This window comes from Catenuloplanes niger (assembly GCF_031458255.1).
GTDB classification, from domain to species: Bacteria; Actinomycetota; Actinomycetes; order Mycobacteriales; family Micromonosporaceae; genus Catenuloplanes; species Catenuloplanes niger.
Genome location: NZ_JAVDYC010000001.1, coordinates 4,453,677 through 4,476,377, shown reverse-complemented (window position 1 = coordinate 4,476,377; position 22,701 = coordinate 4,453,677). Strand labels below are relative to the sequence as shown.

The following is a 22,701-nucleotide window of genomic DNA, read 5'->3' as shown; positions in this document are numbered from 1 at the left end:
CCACGGGTTTTCGGGGGTGGATCCAGGGAAGCCGTTCAGGTCGTACCGTGAGGTGACGCAAGGAGGCGCTCATGAGCTACCCCGATGATCTGGTGCTGCGCGATCGTGAGGCGCCGGAGGCGGACGCGGCCGAGCAGGCGCGCCCGGTCCACGAGGACAACCCCGCCGAGGCTTTCGTGCCGGGTGACTTCGCGCCGGGTGACGGGGTCGACGAGGCGGACGCCGTCGAACAGGCCCGCGAGGTGCAGCTGTCCGACGACGACTACCGCTGACTCACCGGGTCACGTAGTCCGGGTGGGCCCGCGCCCACCCGCTCATCCCGCCGTCACGGAGCGCCTCGAAGAGCGAGTCCGGCAGCTCGTCGCCCGGCTCGGCGCCGGGCCGGGCCGTGGTGATCCCGACGACCGGCTTGCCGTCCAGGTTCATGCCGGCGAGCGCGGTCACCAGGTCCAGCCCGCCCTGGTCCAGGCTGAGCCCGTCGCCGGCGGCCCGGACCAGCTCCAGCAGACTGGCACCGGCCGCCTTCGCGGCGATCGCCCGCAGGTAGCGCTGACCGTTGCGGTCCCGGTCGTCGGAGCCCTGATCCAGGCCGTACCGCTGGCGCAGCAGGTCGATCGCGGCGGCACCGTCGAAGTCGGAGCAGCCCGCGGCGTACTGCCGGTGGGTGTGCCAGGAGACCACCTCCTGGTCGAGGCACAGCTCGACGCCGCCGACCGCGTCCGTGATCGCCTCGACCGCGGAGTAGCGAACCGTCACGGTGCCGTCGAACGTCATGCCGGTCAGCTCACGCATCGCGGCCTCGGTCAGGTCCGGCCCACCGAGCGTGAACGTCCGGCTCAACGTGTCCTGCCCCCGTCCGGGCACCGTCACGGCCCGGTCGCGCGGCAGCGACACCAGGTAGACCGCGTCCTGCCCGGCCGGCACGTGCGCGACCAGCACGGTGTCCGCGCGCGCGTCGGCACCGTCCCCGTCCGCGCCGATCAACAGCACGTTGAGCGGGCGGTCCGCGGCGGCCACCGGCGGCGACACCGACGACGCCACCTCGACGGGTGCGGCCCGGCCGGTCTCCCGGCTGATCAGCGTGGGTACGGCCAGCACCGCGGTGACCGCGAGCGCCGCGCCCACGGACCGGCTGACCAGCCGGATACGACGGCGGCGGCCGGTGGTCTCGTCGATGGCCCGGCGCAGCGGTCCCGGGTCCGGCGCGAGGTGCTCGTGGCGGGCGAACGTCTCCCGCAGGTCGTTCTCGATCATCTCTCCTAGACCTCCACCAACTGCGCCCGGAGCGTGGCGAGGGCGCGCGAGATCGACGCCCGGACCGTGCCGACCGCGCGCCCGAGGATCTCGGCGATCTCCGCGTCCGGCAGGTCCTCGTAGAAGCGCAGGACCAACGCGGCCCGCTGCCGCTTCGGCAGGCGGGAGAGCCACGCCCAGATCTGGTCCCGTTCCGCGGCCGCCTCGGCATGATCCCCCGGTACGGCGAGCGCCTCGTCCGGCTCCGCGCGCAGCAGCACGCGCCGCAGCCAGGACCCGCGCCGCCAGTCCAGGTACTGGTTGGTGAGCATGCGGCGGACGTACCGGTCGGGCGAGTCGGCACGGGCCACGCGGCGCCAGTTGAGCTGGACCCGGACCATCGTCTCCTGCACCAGGTCCTGCGCCAGATGCGGATCCTGCGTCAGCATGACCGCGTACCGCGACAGCGCGGGCAGCCGGGAGTCGGCGAACTCCGCATAGTCCAAGGGGCACCTCCGAGTGCTCTCCCAGAGATGACGTCCCGCGACACCCAAATCATTGCGAACGATCGCAGGAAAGTTATCCACCGGGGTTGACCTGCGGTTTTGCGGTTATCCCCAGAGTTATCCACAGGCGGTCCGGTTTATCCACAGGCCAGTTTTCCACAGGGCCGGATCAACCGTTCGGACAGAACTCCGAGCATCGACCCACACGGCGCACCGGCCTTCGCGGCCGGCGGGGCGCCGTGCCGTGGGTCACGCGGCACGGGGTCGCCGGGTCCGGTATCGCCCCCTAAGATCCACATCGGAAATCTACGGATCGTAATTTTCCGATTACGGGAGGGCCTCGCCGCACATGCGTCACCTGACAGTCCGCACCGTCCTCGCCGGCCTGGCCACGACCCTGGCCACCGCCGTGCTCTGCCTGCCCGGGTCACCCGCGTCCGCTGCCGTGCCCGGCCTCGACCTCACGTTCGACCAACTCACGCTCACGACCGGCTCGACGCCGGTGGCGCAGGAGGTACGACTCCGGGGTGACCAGGGGGCCTCCGCCCGGAACGTCGTTCTCACCTTCAACACAGCTGATCTTGACGGGGTCGCCACGATCGTCCCGGACGTGGTCCTGGGCGGCTGGTGGGGATGTGACGACGCCGGGACACTGATCACGTGCGCGTGGACACGGACGGGACCCTACTCGTTCAACGGCTACAGCGACCCGCTCTTCGATCTCATCGTGACCCCGGCCGCGGACGCCGCACCGGGCGCCGGTGGCACGCTCGCCTACACGGTCACGGCTGATGGCAGCACCGCCGGCGGCACCAGCCGCATCTCCGTCAGCGAGGGCGTCGACCTGGCAATCCCGGACACCGGCGACGTGACCGGCACCGTACCCAGGGGCGGCACGTTCCAGGCGGCGGTGGGCGTGAGCAACCCGGGAACGCGAACGGTGCACGGCACGGTGCTCGTCCTCGACCTGAGCGCGGGCCTGCGGCTGGCCGGCAACCACAGCAACTGCCACGTTCCGGCGGACGACAGCTTCCCGTACGCCTACTGCGAGTTCGACCAGGACGTGCTGCCCGGTGCGGTCCACCGGACCTGGGTGCCGCTCGGGGTCGACTCCTCCGTCCGGGCACCGAGCACGATCTACAGCTCCCTGAACTGGTACACGCCGGTCGACTGGACGGTCACCCGGAGCCGGTGGGGAGGCGCGGACGCCACGTTCGTCCCCGGCACCGGTGCCGTGCTGAGCCTGGCCGGGGCGCCAGCGTCCACGGTCGAGCGGGCCCAGACCGACACCGTGTGGGCCGACACCACCCACAACCTCGTCATCAGAGTGACCGGAAGCAATCCGGTGAACTTCGCCGCGGTCGGCGCGTCCGTACCGGGAACCATCGGTGTGCCGCACGAGATCCAGGTCGGTCTGCGCAACGCGGGTTCGGTCCGGTACGACAGTGCGGACGGGGAACTGGGCCTCTACGCGGACGTGCGCTTCCCGAGTGGCGTCACCGTCACCGCCGCGGACGAGAACTGCGAACCCGTCGCTCCCGGCGAGTACCGGTGCGTACACCCGGAGAGTCGATTCCCGGCAGGCGCGCAGCAGCTCTTCGGGTTCGAGCTGGTGATCGACGTGCCGACGACCGATGTTCCCGGCACGGTCACGATGCTCAGCCTCAAGGTCGCCGACGGCGACGCAGCCGACGACGTGGCCGAGATCCGGTTCCTCTGAGGCCGGGGTCCCTGCCGGGCCGGCAGGGACCCCGTAATTCGAGCGAGACTCGCGTCGCTGCCTGGGATCATGTGCGGGTGCTGATGACCGTCTCGACCACGCATACGCCCGCCACCGATCTCGGCTATCTCCTCGTCAAGCATCCGGACCGGGTGCATCGGTTCGACGTGCCGGCCGGGCAGGCGTACGTGATGTATCCCGAGGCGACGGCGGAACGCTGCACGGCGGCGCTGCTGCTGGACATCGATCCGCACCTGCTGCACTCGGGCCGGAAGCGGGGGGCCGAGGCACCGGACTCGGCCGAGCTCGGGCAATACGTGAACGACCGGCCGTACGCCGCGTCCAGCATGCTCGCGTCCGCGCTCGGGAAGGTGTTCCGCAGCGCGCTGCGCGGTGCGTCGAAGGACCGGCCGGAGCTGGCCGGCACCGCGATCCCGCTGGAGGTCGCGGTGCCGGTGCTGCGCTGCCGCGGCGGTGCGGAGCTCGCGCCGCGACTGTTCGGCCCGCTCGGCTGGGAGGCGTCCGTGACGCCGATCCCGCTGGACGACGACTGGGGCGACAGCCGGTACGTGCAGCTGCGGCTGACCGGCACGTTCCGGCTCGCCGACGCGCTCAACCACCTGTACGTGCTGCTTCCCGTGCTGGACGACGCCAAGCACTACTGGGTCGCGCCGGACGAGATCGACAAGCTGATCCGGGCCGGCGAGGGCTGGCTGGCCGGCCACCCCGACCGTGCGCTGATCACCCGGCGTTTCCTGGCGCACCGCCGCGCGCTGGCCGGCGCCGCGCTGGCCCGGCTGGCCGAGGAGCACAGCCGGCTGGCCGAGCTGGACGACATCGCGGACCCGGACACCATCGAGGAGCCGGCGGCGGAGAGGCGTCAGCCGCTGGCCGTGCAGCGCCGCGCGGCCGTGCTGGCCGCGCTGCGGGAGCTGGGCGCCGCGCGCGTGCTGGACCTCGGCTGCGGCCCCGGTGCGCTGCTGGCCGACCTGGTCCGCGACCGCCGGTTCACCGAGATCGTCGGCGCGGACGTCTCCACCCGCTCCCTGGAGATCGCGGAGCGGCGGCTGCGGCTGGACCGGCTGCCGGAGCGGCAGCGCGAGCGGATCAAGCTGTGGCAGACCGCGCTCACCTACCGCGACGACCGGCTGCGCGGCTTCGACGCGGCCGTGCTGATGGAGGTGATCGAGCACGTCGACCCGCCGCGGCTGGCCGCGCTGGAGGACGCGGTGTTCGGGCACGCGGCACCGCAGGCGGTGCTGGTGACCACGCCGAACGCGGAGTACAACGTGCACTACGAGCTCGACGGCATGCGTCACCACGACCACCGGTTCGAGTGGACCCGCGAGCAGTTCGCCGCGTGGTCGGCCCGGGTCGCCGAGCTGTACGGGTACGCCGTGCGGCTGGCCGGCATCGGCGAGGACGACCCGGCGGCCGGATCACCCACCCAGATCGCGATCTTCACCAGGAGCACCGAGGCATGACCGAGCTGACCGTCCCCGAGCTGTCCCTGGTCGCGCTGGTCGGCATCTCCGGATCCGGCAAGTCGACGTTCGCCCGGCGGCACTTCGCCCCGACCCAGGTGCTCTCCTCGGACACGTTCCGCGCCATGATCGCCGACGACGAGAACGACCAGTCCGCGTCCGGCGACGCGTTCGACGCGCTGCACTACGTGGCCGGCAAGCGTCTGGCCGGCGGCCGGCTGACCGTGGTCGACGCCACCAACCTGCAGGAGCACGCCCGGGCGGGCCTGCTGAAGGTCGCGCGGGAGCACGACGTGCTGCCGGTCGCGATCGTGCTGGACGTGCCGGAGTCGCTGGCCTGGGAGCGCACCGAGGCGCGGGCGGACCGCACGTTCGGCCGCGAGGTGCTCGCGCGGATGCGGCGCGACCTGCGCCGGTCACTCGGCCGGCTGCAGCGCGAGGGTTTCCGGAGGATCCACGTGCTGCACGGCCCGGACGAGATCGACGCCGCGACGATCCGGTACGAGAAGCTCTTCAACGACCGGCGCGAGCTGACCGGCCCGTTCGACATCATCGGCGACGTGCACGGCTGCCGCTCGGAGCTGGAGACGCTGCTGGCGGAGCTGGGCTGGGAGATCCACCGGGACGCGGCCGGGTACGCGGTGTCCGCGAGCCATCCGCGGGGCCGCACCGCCGTCTTCGTCGGTGACCTGGTCGACCGCGGGCCGGACACGCCCGGCGTGCTGCGCCTCGTGATGGGCATGATCGACGCCGGCACCGCGCTCAGCGTGGCCGGCAACCACGAGGCGAAGCTGCTGCGCAAGCTGCGCGGCCGGGACGTGAAGCTGACCCACGGCCTCGCCGAGTCGGTCGCGCAGCTGGAGGCGGCGCCGCGCGAGCTCACCGACCGGCTGCCGCGTTTCCTCGACTCGCTGATCAGTCACTACGTGCTGGACGGCGGCCGGCTGGTGGTCGCGCACGCGGGCCTGAAGGAGGCGTACCACGGTCGTGCGTCCGGCCGGGTCCGGTCGTTCGCGCTCTACGGCGAGACCACCGGCGAGTCCGACGAGTACGGCCTGCCGGTCCGTTACCCGTGGGCGCAGGACTACCGGGGCAAGGCCATGGTGGTCTACGGCCACACGCCGGTGCTGGCGGCGGAGTGGGTCAACAACACCATCTGCCTGGACACCGCCGCGGTGTTCGGCGGCTCGCTGACCGCGCTCCGCTATCCGGAGCGGGAACTGGTCAGCGTGCCCGCGGAGGCGGTGCACTACGCGCCGGTCCGCCCGCTGCACACGCTGCCGGGTGCGCAGCGCCCGGCGGACGCGCTGGAGCTGTCCGACGTGACCGGCCGGCGGCACCTGGAGACCGGGTACGGCTCGGTGACCGTCGCCGCGGAGAACTCGGCCGCCGCGCTGGAGGTGATGAGCCGGTTCGCGATGGACCCGCGCGCGCTGCTCTGGCTGCCGCCGACGATGGCACCGTGCTCGACCGCGCCGTCCGGCGACTTCCTGGAGCATCCGGCGCAGGCGTTCGCGGACTACCGGTCCGCGGGCGTGACGACGGTGGTGTGCGAGGAGAAGCACATGGGCTCCCGCGCGGTGGTGCTGCTGTGCCGGGACGCGGAGGCGGGCAAGCGGTTCGGCGTGTCGCTGGGCGCGGTGTGGACGCGTACCGGCCGGCCGTTCTTCGACGATCCCGCGCTCACCGACGAGCTGCTGCGCCGTGCCGGTGCGGCCGCGGAGGCGGCCGGGCTGTGGGACGAGCTGTCCACCGGCTGGGTGCTGCTCGACTGTGAGCTGCTGCCCTGGTCCGCCAAGGCCGGCGCGCTGATTCGCGAGCAGTACGCGGGCGTCGGCGCGGCCGCGAACGCGGCGCTCCCGGCCGTACGCGCGATGCTGGCGTCCGCGGCCGGGCGCGGCCTGGACGTGTCCGCGCTGCGCGACCGGATGTCCCGCCGCGCCGGCGACGTGGCGCGTTACCGCGATGCCTACCGGCGGTACGTGCGCCCGACCGACGGCCTGACCGGCGTGACGCTGGCGCCGTTCGCGGTGCTGGCCGCGGACGGGGTCTCGTTCGCCGCGCGCAACCACGGCTGGCACCTGATGCTGGCGGACCGGCTCTGCGCGGCCGACCCGGAGCTGTTCACGCCGACCGGGCGCCGGATCGTGGATCTCGGCGACGAGGCCGCGGTCGCGGAGGCCACGACCTGGTGGCTGGAGCTGACCGGCGCCGGCGGCGAGGGCATGGTGGTGAAGCCGTTCGACGGGCTGGCCGTGAAGGGTGCCAAGGGCCGCCTGCAGCAGCCCGGCATCAAGTGCCGCGGCCGGGAGTACCTGCGGATCATCTACGGCCCGGAGTACACCGAACCGGAGACGCTGGAGCGGCTGCGGAACCGCTCACTGGGCCGCAAGCGCGGGCTGGCGCTGCGCGAGCACGGGCTCGGCCTGGGCGCGCTGGACCGGCTCGCGGAGGGCGCGCCGCTGTGGCGGATCCACGAATTGGTGTTCGCGGTTCTGGCGTGCGAATCGGAGCCGGTCGACCCCCGTCTGTGACGGGAAAGGCACGGAACGGTGAGAATGGCGCGGCCGGGCATTCCCCGGCCGCGCACTGTCCGCCAATTCCCAGTGCACACTCAGCTCCGTAGCAGATTCGCGTCTGGACTGCTTACCCGTAAGCGGTAACCTGTCTCCCCGTGGACAACGCCGACAACGCACGCTTGATCGTCGACAATCTGGCGCTCAACCCTCTCGATCCGAAAGAGCTCATCACGGCCGTCGGGCTGGTGGGCATCTGGGGCATTCTTTTCGCCGAAACCGGACTTCTGGTCGGCTTCTTCTTCCCCGGTGACTCGCTGCTCTTCCTCGCGGGCGTGGCAGCGTCCACGGTGGCGGAGCAGATCTTCGGTGAGGGCGTCTCGCTCTCCCTGCCCGGCCTGCTGATCGGCGCGCCGATCGCCGCGATCGTCGGCGCCCAGCTGGGCCACTGGCTCGGCGCGAAGTACGGCCGGCGGATGTTCGAGCGCCCGGAGTCGAAGCTCTTCAAGAAGGAGTACGTCGACAAGGCGGAGTTCTACTTCAACAAGTACGGCCCGGCCAAGGCCGTGGTGCTGGCCCGCTTCATCCCGATCGTGCGCACGTTCCTCAACCCGGTCGCCGGCATGCTCGGCATGCCCGCGAAGACGTTCTTCCTGTGGAACGTGGTCGGCGCCATCCTCTGGACCGACGGCATCATCCTGGCCGGCTACCTGCTGGCCGCGCAGATCATCAAGGTCATCGACCCGGAGGACATCGACCACTACCTGCTGCCGGTGGTCGTCCTGATCGTCCTGATCTCGGTGCTGCCGGTCTTCTTCGAGTTCTTCCGCGAGCGCCGCGCGAAGGCCAAGGAGGCCGAGGCGCACGCCCGCGCGGCCGAGGCCGAGGCCCGCATCGTGGAGGCCGAGGCGAACATCGTCGAGGCCGTCGAGCACGTGGTCGAGGCCGCGACGCAGCAGATCCCGGCCGTCTCCGACCAGCACCGGCCCGGTCAGGGCGGCGGTCAGGTCTACGGCGGCGGCACGTACGGCAGCACCGACAACCGGCGGTAGTTCCGCTCTCCCGGTGATCCGGGCGCCCCGACGCCTGGATCACCACGAGGTTGTCCGCACACATGAGAATGGCGCGGTCCCCGAGGGGGCCGCGCCATCGTGCTACTCACGGTCACCGAGCCCGGAGCGCCGTCCCCACGGCGCGCACCCGGATCTCGGTGGCCAAGACGCCGGGCACGACGAGCCGGTGACCCGGCCCGCCGTGCCCGGCGGTAAGACCGTCAGACTCAGCGAGTCTTCTTCGTCGCCCGCTTCCGCGGCGGGGTGAGCAGGTCAGCGATCGTGGCGATCGCCGACGGCACCAGCCGGTAGTAGGCCCACACACCGCGCTTCTCCCGCTCCAGCAAGCCGGCCTCGGTGAGGATGCGCAGGTGGTGGCTCACCGTCGGCTGGGAGAGCCCGAGCGGCGCGGTCAGGTCGCACACGCAGGCCTCGCCCTCCGGGGCGGACTGGATGAGGCTGAGAAGCCGCAGCCGGGCCGGGTCAGCGAGCGCCTTGAGGACACCCGCCAGACGCTCGGCGTCGGCACGTTCAATCGGCTCGCCGGCGAGCGGCGAGATCTGAGGCATGGTCAGTTCGGCCAACGCAGTTCCCACGAAATCCATCCTTCCACCTACAGCATCGATTCGCCTGCATATCAGCAGGTCCGAATCGGTAAACTTTTAGGCCGTTAGGCCGAGGTCGGCCAATGTATAGGCCGCTCGATAGGGCAGTCCCGCGGCCCGCACCGCATCGCCTGCACCTCGATCAACAATAACCGCTACACCCACTACCTCGGCTCCGGCCTGCTGCAACGCCTCGACGGCCTGCAGCACACTGCCGCCGGTCGTCGACGTGTCCTCGACCGCCAGGACGCGCCGACCGGCCACGTCCGGACCCTCGATGCGCCGTTGCAGTCCGTGAGCCTTACCGGCCTTCCGAACCACGCACGCATCCAGCGGTCGATCCGAATCCGCCGCGGCATGCAGCATGGCCACGGACACCGGATCGGCACCCAGGGTCAAGCCACCCACCACGTCGAAATCCCAGTCAGCCGTGAGGTCTCGCATCACCCGCCCAACGAGGGGAGCCGCCGCGTGGTGCAGTGTGACGCGACGAAGGTCGACATACCAATCCGCTTCCTGACCAGACGACAGCACGACCCTGCCGTGCACCACGGCTAAGTCAGTGATGAATTTACGCAGGTCGTCACGGTCGCCCATGGCGTTGAGGGTACTGCTCAATGCTGAGAAGCGAACGGTCGACCCGGCTCGACGCGAAAAAATCGGTTGGACGGGGGAGTGAATGACGTGACGGAGAGGTCCTCACCGAACGCTCCGACCAGCCCATCGAGGCCGATCGTCGCCCGAGGGTGACTCACCGGACACCCAAAGAAACCATGACGGTAGATATTTGCTTCAACCGTCGAACGGGACAGACCGTGTCGGCGCTACCGCGCCACGCGCAAATTTGATAGAGCGCGATTCCTCGATCGGTACACCCGCGCGGCCGGCCCGCCGCACCACCGGCTCAGCGCGCACCCCGCCCGACGAAGCGGTTCCCCGCCTCGCTGAAGCGCCGGACGAGCCCGTGCGGCGTGTGGCGCAAGGCGGTCGCGGCGAGCTTGTAGCGCACGGTCGGAACGCTAACGTAGTGACCTTTACGCAGGTCAGACAAGGCCTTGGCGGCGACGGTGTCGGCATCCAGCCAGATCCAGCCGGGCGAACCGGCGGTCGGGATGCCGGCCCGCTGATGAAACTCCGTGCGGATGAACCCGGGACAGAGCGCGAGCACGTGCACACCGTACCGCCGGACGGACTGCGCCACGGACTCGCTGAAATTGATCACGTACGCCTTCGTTGCGGTGTACGTCGATCCGGGCGCCGTGACACCGTAGCCGGACAGCGAGGAGACGTTGATCACACCGCCTGAGTGTCTTTCCGTCATTTGCGGCAAAACAGCAAAAGTCAGGCGCATGACGGCCTCCACGTTCAGCCGCAGAATGCGCAACTCGTCATCCAGCGTGGAGTCCAGAAATCCCTTGCCCAGTCCGATCCCGGCGTTGTTCACCAGAAGTTCGACCGGCGTCTCCCGCAGGCGTTCCTCGACCGTGGCGGTGCCGGACCCGGTCGCCAGATCCACCGGGATGACGCCCACCCGCACGCCGTACCGGGCGCTGAGGTCCGCCGCGCAGGCGGACAGCCGAGCCGCGTCGCGAGCGACCAACTCCAGATCCCACCGCTCCGCGGCCAGCCGAGCCGCGAACGCCGCGCCCAGACCGGCGGTCGCGCCGGTGATCAGCGCGACGCGGCGCGGCGGCTGCTCGGGCACGGTCACCTCGATGGGGGCGGCGGCGCCCACGGCGACCGCGACGGGTCGGGATGCGGCGCCACGGTGGGCATGGGCGGAGCCTGGAACGGCGGCACGGTCGGCACCGGCGCGGTCGGCGCCGTCCTCGTGCGCGTGCCGGCCGCCAGGAACACGGCTACCAGAAAGTAACCAACGACTTGCGCTACGGCAAGCCCGATTCCGGCGGCGACCCACCAGCCCGGGTAGACGTCCGCGGACGCGGCGAACACCGCGGCCACCCGCGGGTCGTCGGAGCCGAGATCCCGTTGCAACAGCCCGGCCGCCAGGCTCGCCGCGCCGCCGCAGAGCCCGAGCGCGCAGACCACCCAGGTGGCCACGCGGGCCGCCGTCAGGCCGCTGCGCACGCCCACGGCCAGCGACACCAGCAGCACGCCGACCACACCGGAGAGCACCACACCCGCGATCGCGGCACCACGGATGCCGCCCTCGACCCGGTCGATCAGCGTGGGGTCACCACCGAACCGCCGGGCGTCGGACGCGAAGTCGGCCAGTCCGTTGATCGTCAGCAACAGGTGCAGCGCGGCCGCCAGTATGCCGACGACGCCCATCACGATCAGCAGCGCCGCGGCGAGCGAGACCGTGCCCGGCGGTCGCGTGGCGGGTGCTGGCACCGCCGGTCCCGAAACAACCACGCGTTCCCCTCGACGTCACGTCCCCCGGGCATGAACCTACTCGCCGAGGGGGCAAAAAGTGAGCCCCGCCGCGCGGAGCGCGGCGGGGCCGGTGCGACGCCTCAGGAGTGCGAGGACGACGGCGGGGAGGCGGGCGGATCCGACGGTGGCGGGCTCGACGGCCCGGACGACGGCGGAACCGGGTTGTCGAACGGCGACGGCGGCGGGCCCTGCGACTCCGGCCCGGACACCGGCGGCGAGGACGCCGGCGGCGGGTAATCCGGCGGCGTGGACCCCGGCTGCGCCGGCGGATAGCCCGGCGGGTACGTGCCCGGCTGAGCCGGCTGCGGCGGGTAGGGAGCCTGACTCGGCGGCGGGTAGGCCGCCCCGCCCGGGTAACCGGCGCCCGGCGCACCCGGGTAACCGCCGTCCGGCGCGCCCGGGTAACCGGCGCCCGGCGCGCCCGGGTAGGCGCCACCCGGCGCGCCCGGGTAACCCGTGCCCGGATAGCCCGTGCCCGGGTAGCCGGCGCCCGGCGGCTGCCAGACCGCGGCCGGCTTACGGAAGAAGTCGTTCGCCGGCGGCAGCGCCAGCAGGACCACCACGGCCAGCAGGAACAGCAGCGTGAGCACGCTGGTGACCACCGTCACCGGGCTCACCCACGCCGGGATCGCGTCGGTCAGCTGCCGGTTGACCTCCTCCGGGTCGGGCATGCCGCTCTGCGAGGGCATGTCGGTGGCGAGGCCGCTCATCGCGCCGCTGATCGCGTTGCCCGCCAGCCCGAAACCGGTGCAGCAGATGCTGAGGCCGCCGATCACCCAGGTGGTCACCCGGGACGGGTTCTTGCCCTTGTTGTTGAAGATCGCCAAAGCCACGAAGCCGGCCGCCAGCAGCAGATTGACCACCACGCCGAACACCAGGCTGCCGACCAGGACGGACTCGGTGCCCTCGGCCGCGGTCCCGGCGTAGGCGTCCGCGTACACGTCCATGGTCGGTTTGATGGACACGATGGACGCCAGACTGCCCAGCACCGTCAGCGCGGCCGTGGCGAACAGCAGATATCCGGCCACCGTCACGACGCCCGGCCGATGTGGCACCGGCTGGCCGCCCTGACTGTAGGGATTCGACACGACGCTCCCCTCTTATGCGATCGGTTTCACCACTGATGAAACCCGCTCATCAATAACTTCGCCATTCACTGCGTACATACTCCAGCACGTGTGGCGACAGAAGCGTCGAGACCTTCACGTCGACCGGGCCCCGGTCGGGCGGGAAGATCGCGCCGGCCGCCAGCACGGACGGGGAGAGGAAACGCGGCGTGGCCGGCGGCTCGCTGCGCAGTGACGGGCCCGGTGCGTCCGGCGTGGCCAGCACGAAACCCCAGTCGCCGAACGACGGGACGTCCACGTGGTACGGCGTGGTGCCGAAGCCGGCCGCGCGGATCGTGGCCTCGATGCACCAGTACGACCTCGGCGCGAAGTACGGCGAGCCGGCCTGCACCACCATGTTCGCGCCCTCGTCGAGCACGTTGCGCACCAGCGTGTAGAACTCGACGGAGTAGAGCTTCGCGGTCGCGGTCTCGTCCGGGTCCGGCATGTCCACCACGACGGCGTCGTACCGGGTGGTCGCGCCGCGCAGCCAGGCGAACGCGTCCGCCTCCACCACCCGTACCCGTGGGTCCTCGAAGGCATCGCGGTTGAGCGCGCGGATCTCCGGGCGGGTCCGGGCGAGCGCCACCACGGCCGGGTCCAGCTCGACCAGCGTGGCCGTCGTGACGGACGGGTACGCCAGCACCTCGCGCAGCGCGAGCCCGTCGCCGCCGCCGAGCACCAGCACGTCGCCCCGCACGCCGGCCATCACCGGGTGCACCAGCGCCTCGTGGTAGCGGTACTCGTCGACGGAGCTGAACTGCAGGTCACCGTTGAGGAAGAGGCGGGTGTCCGCGACGCCGCCGGAGACGAGCGGCACCGACTCGGTCAGCACGATCTCCTGGTACCGGCTGCGTTCCGCGTGCACGATCGGGTCCCGGTAGAGCTCCTGGCGCGCGTTCACCTCGAAGTCGTGCGCGAGCGCGTACGCGTACCCCAGGCTGAGCGCGACCACCACGGATCCGGCGCCGAGCCCGATCTTCGCCCGGCGGCTCAGCGCCCGGCGGAACACCGTGAAGACCAGGATCACGCCGGCCGCCGCGTTGACCGCACCGACCACCAGCGCGCCGCGCAGCTGGCCGAAGACCGGTAGCAGCAGGAACGGGAACGCGAGCCCGCCGAGCAGCGCGCCCACGTAGTCGGCCGCGAACAGGTCGGCCACCGCGCTGCCCGCCGCCTGCTCGCGGATGCGCTGCAGCAGCACCATGAGCAGCGGGATCTCCGCGCCGATCAGCGCGCCGAGCACGAACGCGGTGCCGATCAGCGCGGGCGCGTAGAGGTCCAGCCAGGCGAACGCGGCGTAGAGGCCGAGTACGGAGAGGCCGCCGAGCAGCGCCAGCAGCAGCTCGATCGCGGCGAACGCGGACGCGGCCCGGTGCTGGAACGGCTTGGCCGCGAGCGCGCCGACGCCCATCGCGAAGACCATCACGCCGAGCACGATCGAGGCCTGGCCGACCGTGTCACCGATCAGGTAGCTGCCCAGCGCGACCAGTGCCAGCTCGTAGACCAGGCCGCAGGCCGCGCAGACGAAGACCGCCGCGAGCACCGCGGCCCGGGCGATCCTCGGTCGTCCCGCGAAATCCATCAGTTCTTCGCCGGGCGGGTCGGCGGCCTCGTCCCCGGACGTGGCGTCGACCGTCCCGTGGGCTCCTCCGGCTTCCTCACCCTGCCACGCTGCCACACACCGATGGCGACCGCGGCGAGACCGACCAGAACGGAGCCACCGGCGAACGCCAGGAAACCCCACCGGTCGCGCAGGAAGTCGTTACCGGCCGGGGGCAGCGCCGTGAGCGGCTCGCCCGAGGCGGCGGACCCGCCGGTGGCCGGCACCGGTGTCGCGGCCCCGGCCTCCGCGGTGACCAGCGGCAGCGACAGCGCGGCGTGCATGGTCGTGAAGCCGGGCTCGTCGATGAACGTGCTCGTGGTGAAGCCCATCGAGGCCAGGCGCCGGGCCAGGTCCGCGCCGGTCACCCGCGAGCTGTTGGTCTCCACGGTCATCGACGCGGAGTCCTCGGCCTCGCTGCTGGCCGACGTGTACGTGACCCGCGCGATCACCTCGATGTACTCCGGGCACCGGGTCGGGTCGGAGTCGACCGGCACCTGTGCGCCGAGGCTGGAGCCGCGGCTGACGGACGCGCCCTCGGACGACGAGTTCGCCCGCAGGTCCCAGCCGTAACACATGCCCTGCACGGCGGTGGCCGCGGCGAGCACGCGCGCGGTCTCGGTCGCCTGGTCGGTGGTGGGCGGCGGCACCGTGGTGCTGTTGTCGGTCGAGCAGCCGGCCAGCGCAACGGCCAGCACCGCGAACGTGCCCGCGAGCCGCGCGACGGTGTTCATCAGATGATCGCCGCCGCGATGATCGCACCGGTGGCGACGTGGATGACGGCGGAGACCCAGACGGCCGGGTGCGGCTCCGGGTCGACCAGGATCTCACCGAGCCGGCCCGGCGTGACCGCGTCCAGCAGCAGGAACGCGCCGGCCATCAGCAGCAGGCCGAGCGCTCCGTAGGCGAGCGTGCTGACGATGCCCTGGGCGAAGTCGTTGTGGCTGGCCGCGATCGCGGAGACCACGATGATGCCGACGCCGAGCAGGTTCGACGCGAGCAGCACGGACGCGTTGCTGTTCCGGTTCGCCCAGATCAGCACGTGCAGCTTGCCCGGCGTCGCGATGTCCACCAGCAGGTAGCCGACGGCCATCAGGGCCACACCGATCACACCGTACGAGAGCGTGATCAGCAGGTCGGTAAGCAGATCCATCGACTCAGCGCCTTTCGAGAATTTTTGTGGTCATTTGCCGGATCCGGGTCCGCCGCCGCGGATGGTGTTGCCGCTGCCCCAGCCCCAGTAGCCGCCGGTGTGGCCGCTGTACCGGCGCCGCGCCGAGTCGATGTCCTCGATCAGGATCAGGGAACCGACGGCCGCGGGCAGGATGACCACCGCGTCGTCCGCGTACCGCAGGTAGACGCCGCTCGCGTCGACCACCTCGTCGGCCGGCTCCCAGGCCTTGGTGATCTGCGCGGCCACCGCGGTCGGCGTGTTGTTCGACGCGTACGCCTTCGCGTCGTCGCCGATGTCGTTGGAGACGGAGCGCTGGAACTTGTCGTCGACGTAACCGCGCACCGAGAAGTTGCCGTAGAGGATCGCCCAGCCGGCGACCAGCACACCGACGAGCGCCAACGCGATGCCCACGATGAACCACGGGCGATGCTTCGTCATGCGGCCGCTCCCAGTCGTACGGATGTGGTGGTCTCGACCAGCTCACCGGTCTGCGGGTACGCGTGCCAGGTGCGCCACCCGACCGCGTCCGCGCCGTCGGGGTAGGCCAGCAGCGCGGTGATCGCGTCCGGGTCGCCCGGGAACTGGCCGACCAGCCCGTGCGGGTGCCCGGACAGCTCCGCGCGCAACCGGCCCACCTCGGCGGACATCCCGGCCGGGGTCAGCCTGCGGATCTCGGCCGCGAAGCGGTAGCGCTCGTCGGTGACCGCGTCGGGCAGGTCGGGCCGGCGGCCGGGCAGGCAGGCCACGGTCTCGCTCAGCTCACCCATCATCACCTGGTGCGAGGCGCCGAGCAGGCGGAGTTGCAGACCCAGCTCGGGGATCTCGAGCACGTGCAGCGCGGGCGCGGGCGGCAGGCCCAGCGCGAAGCTCAGGTCGGCTGCCGTGGTGTCCGCGTAGGGCAGCGTCAGGTCGACGAGCATGTCACCGCGCCTGGGGGTAGATCCGGAACTCGGCGCGGACCAGCGACTCGCCGCGCGCGGCCTCCCACTTGCCGGAGTCGCCGTACGACTCGAAGGAGAGCAGCGCGCCGTCCTTCGCCTCGTAGTCGTGGTACTTCACGGTGCCGGTCTCGTTCAGTCCGGTGGTGCCGGTCGAGGTGAACTGCGCGCGACCGGACTCGTCCTTGGTGTAGCGGCGGCCGTCCAGGTCGACGGTGGCCGCGCCCGGCTTCGCGGTCACGTCCGGCACCTCGCGCCAGAGCACGACCTCCAGGTCCGGGTCCTCCTCGACGGAGAGCCACGCCTGGTCGCCGTTCGCGTCGTCGAGCAGGTGCTCGGTCCAGCCCCAGGAGGCCTCGGTCAGCCGGAGGCTGCCGCGCACCGCCCAGCTGGTGCCGCGGATCTCCACGATGTCACCGGGCGCGAGCGTGCGCGGGTCGCCGCGCAGCGCGTCCTCGTCCTTGGTGTGGAAGGGGTCGGTGCCCTTCGCGGCGGGCGGCGGGGCCGGCTTCCGCTGCTGGGACTTGTTCCAGGCGATGACGAGCGCCACGATGCCGACGACCACGAGCACGCAGCCGACACCGACCACGAAATACGCACTGCCACCGTTCACGCCGGCGATCCCTTCCCAGGTCGATCAAGTCCTGCTGGCCGCCGACGGTAGCAAGCCCTGTCACCCTCCGCGACCTGGCAAGAAGCGCCTTGTCAGATTTGCAATCCAAAGGGCCGGGACTTTCCCGGCCCTTCAGACATCGGTTTCCCGCGGTGTGACTCAGGCCACGCCGACGATCAAGCCGTCGCCGGTCGGGCTGGCGTCGACCTTGACGGTGTCGCCGTCCAGGACCTCGCCGGCGAGCAGCGCCTTCGCCAGGCGGTCGCCGATCGCGGACTGGACCAGCCGGCGCAACGGGCGGGCACCGTAGAGCGGGTCGTAGCCCCGCTCGGCCAGCCAGGTCCGCGCGGTGCCGGTGACCTCCAGGCCCAGCCGGCGGTCGGCCAGCCGGCGGCGCAGCGCGTCGAGCTGGATGTCGACGATCGAGGCCAGCTCCACGCCGGTGAGCGCGTGGAACACCACGATGTCGTCCAGCCGGTTGAGGAACTCGGGCTTGAAGTGCCCGCGCACCACGGACAGCACGGCCTCGCGGCGCGCGTCCTCCGGCAGCGTGATGTCGGAGATGATGCTCGAGCCGAGGTTCGACGTCAGGATCAGGATCGCGTTCCGGAAATCGACGGTACGGCCCTGGCCGTCGGTGAGGCGGCCGTCGTCCAGCACCTGGAGCAGCAGGTCGAAGACGTCCGGGTGGGCCTTCTCCACCTCGTCCAGCAGGATCACCGAGTACGGCCGGCGGCGCACCGCCTCGGTCAGCTGCCCGCCCTCCTCGTAGCCGACGTAACCGGGCGGGGCACCGACCAGGCGCGCGACGGAGTGCTTCTCGCCGTACTCGCTCATGTCGATGCGCACCATCGCGCGGTCGTCGTCGAAGAGGAACCCGGCCAGCGCCTTCGCCAGCTCGGTCTTGCCGACGCCGGTCGGACCGAGGAACAGGAACGATCCGGTCGGCCGGTCCGGGTCGGCGATGCCCGCGCGGGCCCGCCGGACCGCGTCGGAGACCGCGCCGACCGCCTCGGCCTGGCCGATCACCCGGGACTGCAGCGACTCCTCCATCCGCAGCAGCTTCGCGGTCTCGCCCTCCATCAGGCGGCCGGACGGGATGCCGGTCCAGGCCCCGACCACCTCGGCGATCTCGTCCTCGCCGACCTTCTCCTTGACCATCGGCGGCTCGTCCGGCACCGGCTCGTTGGCCAGCGTCTCCATCTCCCGCTCCAGCGCGGGGATCTCCTCGTACTGCAGGCGGGACGCGAGCTCCCAGTTCGTCTCGCGCTGGGCGCGCTCGAGGTCGACGCGCATCTCGTCGATCTTCTTCTTCAGCTCGCCGACCCGGTTGAGGCCGCCGCGCTCGCGCTCCCACCGGGTGGTGAGCACGGTCAGCTCCTCCTGCCGGTCCGCGAGGTCGCGGCGCAGCCGCTCCAGCCGGTCGCGGGAGGCCGCGTCGGTCTCCTTGGCCAGCGCGAGCTCGTCCATCTTCATCCGGTCGACGGTGCGCTGCAGCTGGTCGATCGCGACCGGGCGCGAGTCGATCTCCATGCGCAGCCGGGACGCGGCCTCGTCGATCAGGTCGATCGCCTTGTCCGGCAGGAACCGGTCCGCGATGTACCGATCGGAGAGGCTGGCGGCGGCGACCAGCGCACCGTCCGTGATCTCCACGCCGTGGTGCGCCTCGTAGCGGCCCTTCAAACCGCGCAGGATGCCGATCGTGTCCTCCACGGTCGGCTCGCCCACGAACACCGGCTGGAAGCGCCGCTCCAGCGCCGGGTCCTTCTCGATGTGCTCGCGGTACTCGTCCAGCGTGGTCGCGCCGACCATCCGCAGCTCACCGCGGGCGAGCATCGGCTTGAGCATGTTGCCCGCGTCCATCGAGCCCTCGCCCTTGCCGGCGCCGACCACGGTGTGCAGCTCGTCGAGGAACGTGATCACCTGGCCGTTGGAGTTCTTGATCTCCTCCAGCACGGACTTGAGCCGCTCCTCGAACTGGCCGCGGTACTGCGCGCCGGCGACCATGGCGCCGAGGTCCAGCGAGACCAGCTTCTTGTCGCGCAGCGACTCGGGCACGTCGCCCGCGACGATGCGCTGGGCGAGCCCCTCCACGATCGCGGTCTTGCCCACGCCCGGCTCGCCGATCAGAACCGGGTTGTTCTTGGTACGCCGGGAGAGCACCTGGATCACCCGGCGGATCTCCGAGTCGCGCCCGATGACCGGGTCGATCTTGCCGTCCCGGGCCGACTGGGTCAGGTCGATGCCGTACTTCTCCAGGGCCTGGTAGGTCTGCTCCGGATCGGCCGAGGTGATCCGGCGGTCACCGCCACGCACCGCGGGGAACGCCGCGACCAGTGCGTCCTCCGTCGCGCCGGCCTTGCGCAGCAGCTCGGAGACCGCGCCGCCGACCCGCGCGAGGCCGGCCAGCAGGTGCTCGGTCGACGTGTACTCGTCGCCCAGCGGGCGGGCGATCTGCTCGGCGGCACCCACCGCGTTCGCGAACTCACGGGCCAGGCTGGGCTCGGCGACGCTGGAGCCGCGCGCGGAGGGCAGGTTCTCCAGGGCGCGGGCGGCGGCGCGGCGGACGTCCGCGGGGTTCGCACCGACGGCGCGCAACAGACCGGTGGCGGTGGACCCGCCGGTGTCGAGCAGCGCGAGGAGCAGGTGCCAGGACTCGACCGTCGCGTGGCCCCGCTGGCCGGCGTCGGCCACCGCGGCGGTGATGACTTCGCGGCTCTTGGTGGTAAGGCGTTCGGCGTTCATCGGCTCCCCATGGTGGTTACCTTCAAGCGTGGTGTCCGCGTTCTATGACACCACCGGAGTTGAGTCTATTCCACTCAACTCTGGGTTGCCCACGTCACGCCGCGGGTTTATCACGCCGCGGGTTTATCCGGCCGGCCGCACCTCGATCACGGTCCACCAGCGCTCCGCGCCGAACCCGACGCCGAGCCGGGCCCGCCCGCCCTCCCGCGCGAGGATCGTGCCGTCCGGCAGCAGCCGGGACCCGTCGTCCAGCCACCCCCAGTCCGGTCGCGGCCAGTACCGCCCCTGCCAGATCACGCCCTGGCCGCCCCACTGCCCGCCCACGATCAGCGCGCCGCCGCCGGCCGCGATCGCGAGCACGCCGTATCCCGGTGGGAGCCCGGGCGCGGTCACCGGGAGCCACCGGCCGGACCGGAAGGTCCACAGCCGCATGACGTCGTCCGTCTGGGCCAGCAGCCACACGTCCCGGCCGTCCGCGGAGATGACCAGACTCGGGCCCCGGGCCTGGTCACCCTGCGGCGGCACCGGGGTCCGGGTCCAGACCGTGCCCCCGTCCGTGGAGTACGCCGCGCTCGGCGTCCGGTCGCCCAGCCCGGCGGCCCAGATCCGGCCGTCCGCCCCGGTGGCGACCGAGAGAATGACCGGCACCGGCGGGCGCCTCGGCACCGGCCGCATCACCCCGCCCCGCCACACCATCAGCCAGGACGAGTCGTCCCGCACGAAGTGCCCCCGCCGGGCGCGGTACATCCCCTCCGTGCGGTCCACCTCGACGAAGGACCGGCCGTTGTCGGTGGAGAGCAACCAGACGTCGCGCGAGAACCAGTGCAGGACCAGCACGCCGGGTACGGCGTAGAGCAGCACCGTGCCGTCCGCCGGGTGCGTGATCCGGCGCCAGCTCCGCCCGCCGTCCTCGGTGGCGAAGACCGGCGTCGGGCACTGCCCGCCGGGGCACCCGGAGAAGACGGCGTAGCCGACCTCGCGGCTGGCGAACTCGAGGTACGGCGGCGGGGTTCCGGGCGGCAGGTCGACGGTCGCCCGGCGTACCGTCGAACGGTCTTGCCTCTCGGCCGCCGAAGGCGGGCGGTCGACCAGCACCACGGTCGTCAGCAGCAGCGCAGCCGAGAGCAACGACGCGAACAATCTGCGACTATTCGGCACGATCCGCCTCCGGAGGGCGAGCATCATGGAACGCTCTGTCTCAGATGACAAGTGTCGAGGTGGCGACGAGGTTCCCACACAGGTGATCAGTCCGCGGACGGCGGGAAACGGTTGGGTAGCGTGTATCCCGTGCGAGTAAGGGTCGAACAGACAGCTCTCCCCGGCATAGGCGTGCGCCATGACCTGGTCATGGCATCCGGCCGCCGGATCGGCGTGGTCTCCCACCGCAGCGGCCGTCGCGACCTGGTGCTCTACGACCAGGACGATCCGGACGCCTGCATCGCCTCGCTGCCGCTCACCGACGACGAGGCCGAGGCGCTGGCCGACCTGCTGGGCGCCTCGCTCATGCTGGGTCAGCTCGCCGGTCTCCGCTCGCAGGCCGCCGGGCTGCTCACTGAGCAGATCTCCATCCCGGCCGGTTCCCCCTGGGCACACCGCCGGCTCGGCGACACCCGGGCCCGCACCCGCACCGGCGCGTCGATCGTCGCCGTCCTCCGCGACCGAGAGGTGATCGCCTCCCCCGCGCCGTCGTTCGCCTTCCAGACCGGTGACGTCGTGGTCGTCGTCGGCACCCGGGAAGGGCTCGACGGTGTCGCGGCCATCCTGGCCGAGACGGAGCCGGACGGCTGAGGCGCGTATGCACGACCTCTCCATACTCCTCATAGAACTCGGCACGGTCCTCCTCGGTCTCAGCCTGCTCGGCCGGATCGGACGGCGGGTCGGGCTGTCCCCGATCCCGCTCTACCTGATCGCCGGCCTGGCGTTCGGCGAGGGCGGCCTGCTGCCGCTCTCCGCCAGCGAGGAGTTCATCGAGGTCGGCGCCGAGATGGGTGTCATCCTGCTGCTGGTCATGCTCGGCCTGGAGTACTCGGCCGGTGAGCTGGTCGGCAACCTGCGCTCGTCCGCGCCGGCCGGGCTGATCGACGCGGTGCTCAACGCGGTGCCCGGCGCCGCGTTCGCGTTGCTGATGGGCTGGGACTGGGTGGCCGCGCTGGTGCTGGCCGGCATCACCTGGGTCTCCTCGTCCGGCGTGATCGCGAAGGTGCTGAGCGACCTGGGCCGGCTCGGTAACCGCGAGACCCCGGTCGTCCTCTCCGTGCTGGTCATCGAGGACCTGGCGATGGCGCTCTACCTGCCGGTCCTCACCGCGGTGCTGGCCGGCGTGTCGCTGGCCGCGGGCGCCACGTCGCTGGTGATCGCGGTCGCCACCGTGGTGATCGTGCTGCTGGTGGCGATCCGGTTCGGCAACGCGATCTCCGCGTTCATCGCCGCGGACGACGCGGAGGCGCTGCTGCTCGGCGTGCTCGGCGTGACGCTGCTGGTCTCCGGCATGGCGGACAAGCTGCAGGTGTCGGCCGCGGTCGGCGCGTTCCTGGTCGGCATCGCGCTGTCCGGCCCGGTCGCGCACCACGCGGTGCAACTGCTGACGCCGCTGCGCGACCTGTTCGCCGCGGTGTTCTTCGTGTTCTTCGGGCTGTCCACGCACCCGGCCGAGATCCCGCACGTGCTGCTGCCCGCGCTGGCGCTGGCCGTGCTGACCATGGCGACGAAGGTGCTGACCGGCTATCTCGGCGCGAAGCGGGCCGGGATCGCGCTGCCCGGCCGGTTCCGGGCCGGGCTCGCGCTGATGCCGCGCGGCGAGTTCTCCATCGTCATCGCCGGGCTGGCGGTGGCGGCCGGCGTGGAGCCGCAGCTGGCGTCGCTGGCCACCGCGTACGTGCTGATCACGGTCATCACCGGGCCGATGCTGGCCCGGATCCCGGACACCGAGTGGTTCAAGGCCATGCTGCGCAGGCGGACCGCCACGGTGCCCGCGCACCCGATGCCGCAGACCGACACCAGCCTTTGACG

At 71.6% G+C, this 22,701-nt stretch carries 22 protein-coding genes; 7 read left to right on the top strand and 15 right to left on the bottom strand.

Annotated elements, in window-relative coordinates; genetic code table 11:
* Window positions 1-71: 71 nt before the first annotated feature.
* Window positions 72-272, top strand: a complete 201-nt coding sequence (locus J2S44_RS19770; protein WP_310416026.1) for an Rv3202a family protein — start codon at window positions 72-74, stop codon at window positions 270-272.
* A gap of 1 nt (window position 273) precedes the next feature.
* Here the strand turns inward: J2S44_RS19770 and J2S44_RS19765 are convergent, their stop codons facing one another.
* On the bottom strand, window positions 274-1,254 hold the full coding sequence (locus tag J2S44_RS19765; RefSeq protein ID WP_310416022.1) for an LCP family protein: 981 nt from the start codon (window positions 1,252-1,254) through the stop codon (window positions 274-276).
* Between the two features lie 5 nt (window positions 1,255-1,259).
* Window positions 1,260-1,739, bottom strand: a complete 480-nt coding sequence (locus J2S44_RS19760) for a SigE family RNA polymerase sigma factor (RefSeq protein ID WP_310416020.1) — start codon at window positions 1,737-1,739, stop codon at window positions 1,260-1,262.
* 349 nt (window positions 1,740-2,088) lie between these two features.
* On the opposite strand from J2S44_RS19760, the gene J2S44_RS19755 reads away from it, so the two are divergent.
* From J2S44_RS19755 to J2S44_RS19740, 4 genes are all read left to right on the top strand, one after another.
* Window positions 2,089-3,459 carry a hypothetical protein gene (locus J2S44_RS19755; protein WP_310416017.1) on the top strand — a complete coding sequence of 457 codons (1,371 nt, stop codon included), beginning with the start codon at window positions 2,089-2,091 and terminating at the stop codon, window positions 3,457-3,459.
* A 77-nt stretch (window positions 3,460-3,536) separates the two neighbouring features.
* Window positions 3,537-4,943 carry a 3' terminal RNA ribose 2'-O-methyltransferase Hen1 gene (locus J2S44_RS19750; protein ID WP_310416014.1) on the top strand — a complete coding sequence of 469 codons (1,407 nt, stop codon included), beginning with the start codon at window positions 3,537-3,539 and terminating at the stop codon, window positions 4,941-4,943.
* Window positions 4,940-7,477, top strand: a complete 2,538-nt coding sequence (locus J2S44_RS19745) for a polynucleotide kinase-phosphatase (protein ID WP_310416011.1) — start codon at window positions 4,940-4,942, stop codon at window positions 7,475-7,477. The genes J2S44_RS19750 and J2S44_RS19745 overlap by 4 nt, the downstream gene beginning before the upstream one ends.
* 140 nt (window positions 7,478-7,617) lie before the next feature.
* Window positions 7,618-8,511, top strand: coding sequence for a DedA family protein (locus J2S44_RS19740; RefSeq protein ID WP_310416007.1), 894 nt, complete (start codon window positions 7,618-7,620; stop codon window positions 8,509-8,511).
* 227 nt (window positions 8,512-8,738) lie between these two features.
* Here J2S44_RS19740 and J2S44_RS19735 read toward each other — a convergent pair whose 3' ends face one another.
* From J2S44_RS19735 to J2S44_RS19675, 13 genes are all read right to left on the bottom strand, one after another.
* Entirely contained in the window at window positions 8,739-9,116 is a 378-nt protein-coding gene (locus tag J2S44_RS19735) for an ArsR/SmtB family transcription factor (protein WP_306836240.1), read from the bottom strand.
* Between the two features lie 57 nt (window positions 9,117-9,173).
* Window positions 9,174-9,713, bottom strand: a complete 540-nt coding sequence (pyrE, locus tag J2S44_RS19730; RefSeq protein ID WP_310416005.1) for an orotate phosphoribosyltransferase — start codon at window positions 9,711-9,713, stop codon at window positions 9,174-9,176.
* A gap of 307 nt (window positions 9,714-10,020) precedes the next feature.
* Window positions 10,021-10,827 carry an SDR family NAD(P)-dependent oxidoreductase gene (locus J2S44_RS19725; RefSeq protein WP_374727867.1) on the bottom strand — a complete coding sequence of 269 codons (807 nt, stop codon included), beginning with the start codon at window positions 10,825-10,827 and terminating at the stop codon, window positions 10,021-10,023.
* Window positions 10,824-11,471, bottom strand: coding sequence for a hypothetical protein (locus tag J2S44_RS19720; protein ID WP_310415998.1), 648 nt, complete (start codon window positions 11,469-11,471; stop codon window positions 10,824-10,826). The genes J2S44_RS19725 and J2S44_RS19720 overlap by 4 nt, the downstream gene beginning before the upstream one ends.
* 122 nt (window positions 11,472-11,593) lie before the next feature.
* Window positions 11,594-12,601: a hypothetical protein gene (locus J2S44_RS19715; protein WP_310415994.1), complete on the bottom strand. Its 1,008-nt coding sequence runs from the start codon at window positions 12,599-12,601 to the stop codon at window positions 11,594-11,596.
* A gap of 49 nt (window positions 12,602-12,650) precedes the next feature.
* Complete coding sequence (locus tag J2S44_RS19710) at window positions 12,651-14,204, bottom strand: polyamine aminopropyltransferase (protein WP_310415991.1); 1,554 nt, start codon at window positions 14,202-14,204, stop codon at window positions 12,651-12,653.
* The gene (locus tag J2S44_RS19705; protein WP_310415989.1) at window positions 14,204-14,956 is read right to left on the bottom strand and encodes a hypothetical protein; all 753 of its coding nucleotides are present in this window, start codon (window positions 14,954-14,956) and stop codon (window positions 14,204-14,206) included. Before J2S44_RS19705 ends, J2S44_RS19710 begins: the two co-directional genes overlap by 1 nt.
* On the bottom strand, window positions 14,956-15,375 hold the full coding sequence (locus tag J2S44_RS19700) for a DUF350 domain-containing protein (protein WP_310415987.1): 420 nt from the start codon (window positions 15,373-15,375) through the stop codon (window positions 14,956-14,958). Before J2S44_RS19700 ends, J2S44_RS19705 begins: the two co-directional genes overlap by 1 nt.
* 30 nt (window positions 15,376-15,405) lie before the next feature.
* Window positions 15,406-15,834 (bottom strand): DUF4247 domain-containing protein, encoded by a 429-nt coding sequence (locus J2S44_RS19695; protein ID WP_310415984.1) that lies wholly within the window; start codon window positions 15,832-15,834, stop codon window positions 15,406-15,408.
* Window positions 15,831-16,316 carry a DUF2617 family protein gene (locus J2S44_RS19690; protein ID WP_310415981.1) on the bottom strand — a complete coding sequence of 162 codons (486 nt, stop codon included), beginning with the start codon at window positions 16,314-16,316 and terminating at the stop codon, window positions 15,831-15,833. Before J2S44_RS19690 ends, J2S44_RS19695 begins: the two co-directional genes overlap by 4 nt.
* Window position 16,317: 1 nt before the next feature.
* Window positions 16,318-16,947 carry a DUF4178 domain-containing protein gene (locus J2S44_RS19685; RefSeq protein ID WP_310415978.1) on the bottom strand — a complete coding sequence of 210 codons (630 nt, stop codon included), beginning with the start codon at window positions 16,945-16,947 and terminating at the stop codon, window positions 16,318-16,320.
* 159 nt (window positions 16,948-17,106) lie between these two features.
* Complete coding sequence (gene clpB / locus J2S44_RS19680) at window positions 17,107-19,692, bottom strand: ATP-dependent chaperone ClpB (RefSeq protein ID WP_310415975.1); 2,586 nt, start codon at window positions 19,690-19,692, stop codon at window positions 17,107-17,109.
* 123 nt (window positions 19,693-19,815) lie between these two features.
* The gene (locus J2S44_RS19675) at window positions 19,816-20,832 is read right to left on the bottom strand and encodes a hypothetical protein (RefSeq protein ID WP_310415973.1); all 1,017 of its coding nucleotides are present in this window, start codon (window positions 20,830-20,832) and stop codon (window positions 19,816-19,818) included.
* A 147-nt stretch (window positions 20,833-20,979) separates the two neighbouring features.
* On the opposite strand from J2S44_RS19675, the gene J2S44_RS19670 reads away from it, so the two are divergent.
* Together J2S44_RS19670 and J2S44_RS19665 are read left to right on the top strand one after the other, a co-directional pair.
* A complete protein-coding gene (locus tag J2S44_RS19670; RefSeq protein ID WP_310415970.1) occupies window positions 20,980-21,480 on the top strand; it encodes a cation:proton antiporter regulatory subunit in 501 nt (166 codons plus the stop codon).
* Window positions 21,481-21,487: 7 nt separating this feature from the next.
* Window positions 21,488-22,699, top strand: a complete 1,212-nt coding sequence (locus tag J2S44_RS19665) for a cation:proton antiporter (RefSeq protein WP_310415967.1) — start codon at window positions 21,488-21,490, stop codon at window positions 22,697-22,699.
* Window positions 22,700-22,701: the final 2 nt, after the last annotated feature.

Bases quoted from the DNA above. Each gene is read 5' to 3' on its own strand.
- J2S44_RS19770 (WP_310416026.1), top strand. From the start codon at position 72: ATGAGCTACCCCGATGATCTGGTGCTGCGCGATCGTGAGGCGCCGGAG.
- J2S44_RS19765 (WP_310416022.1), bottom strand. From the start codon at position 1,254: ATGATCGAGAACGACCTGCGGGAGACGTTCGCCCGCCACGAGCACCTC.
- J2S44_RS19755 (WP_310416017.1), top strand. From the start codon at position 2,089: ATGCGTCACCTGACAGTCCGCACCGTCCTCGCCGGCCTGGCCACGACC.
- J2S44_RS19745 (WP_310416011.1), top strand. From the start codon at position 4,940: ATGACCGAGCTGACCGTCCCCGAGCTGTCCCTGGTCGCGCTGGTCGGC.
- J2S44_RS19735 (WP_306836240.1), bottom strand. From the start codon at position 9,116: ATGGATTTCGTGGGAACTGCGTTGGCCGAACTGACCATGCCTCAGATC.
- pyrE (WP_310416005.1), bottom strand. From the start codon at position 9,713: ATGGGCGACCGTGACGACCTGCGTAAATTCATCACTGACTTAGCCGTG.
- J2S44_RS19710 (WP_310415991.1), bottom strand. From the start codon at position 14,204: ATGGATTTCGCGGGACGACCGAGGATCGCCCGGGCCGCGGTGCTCGCG.
- J2S44_RS19705 (WP_310415989.1), bottom strand. From the start codon at position 14,956: ATGAACACCGTCGCGCGGCTCGCGGGCACGTTCGCGGTGCTGGCCGTT.
- J2S44_RS19700 (WP_310415987.1), bottom strand. From the start codon at position 15,375: ATGGATCTGCTTACCGACCTGCTGATCACGCTCTCGTACGGTGTGATC.
- J2S44_RS19695 (WP_310415984.1), bottom strand. From the start codon at position 15,834: ATGACGAAGCATCGCCCGTGGTTCATCGTGGGCATCGCGTTGGCGCTC.
- J2S44_RS19690 (WP_310415981.1), bottom strand. From the start codon at position 16,316: ATGCTCGTCGACCTGACGCTGCCCTACGCGGACACCACGGCAGCCGAC.
- clpB (WP_310415975.1), bottom strand. From the start codon at position 19,692: ATGAACGCCGAACGCCTTACCACCAAGAGCCGCGAAGTCATCACCGCC.
- J2S44_RS19665 (WP_310415967.1), top strand. From the start codon at position 21,488: ATGCACGACCTCTCCATACTCCTCATAGAACTCGGCACGGTCCTCCTC.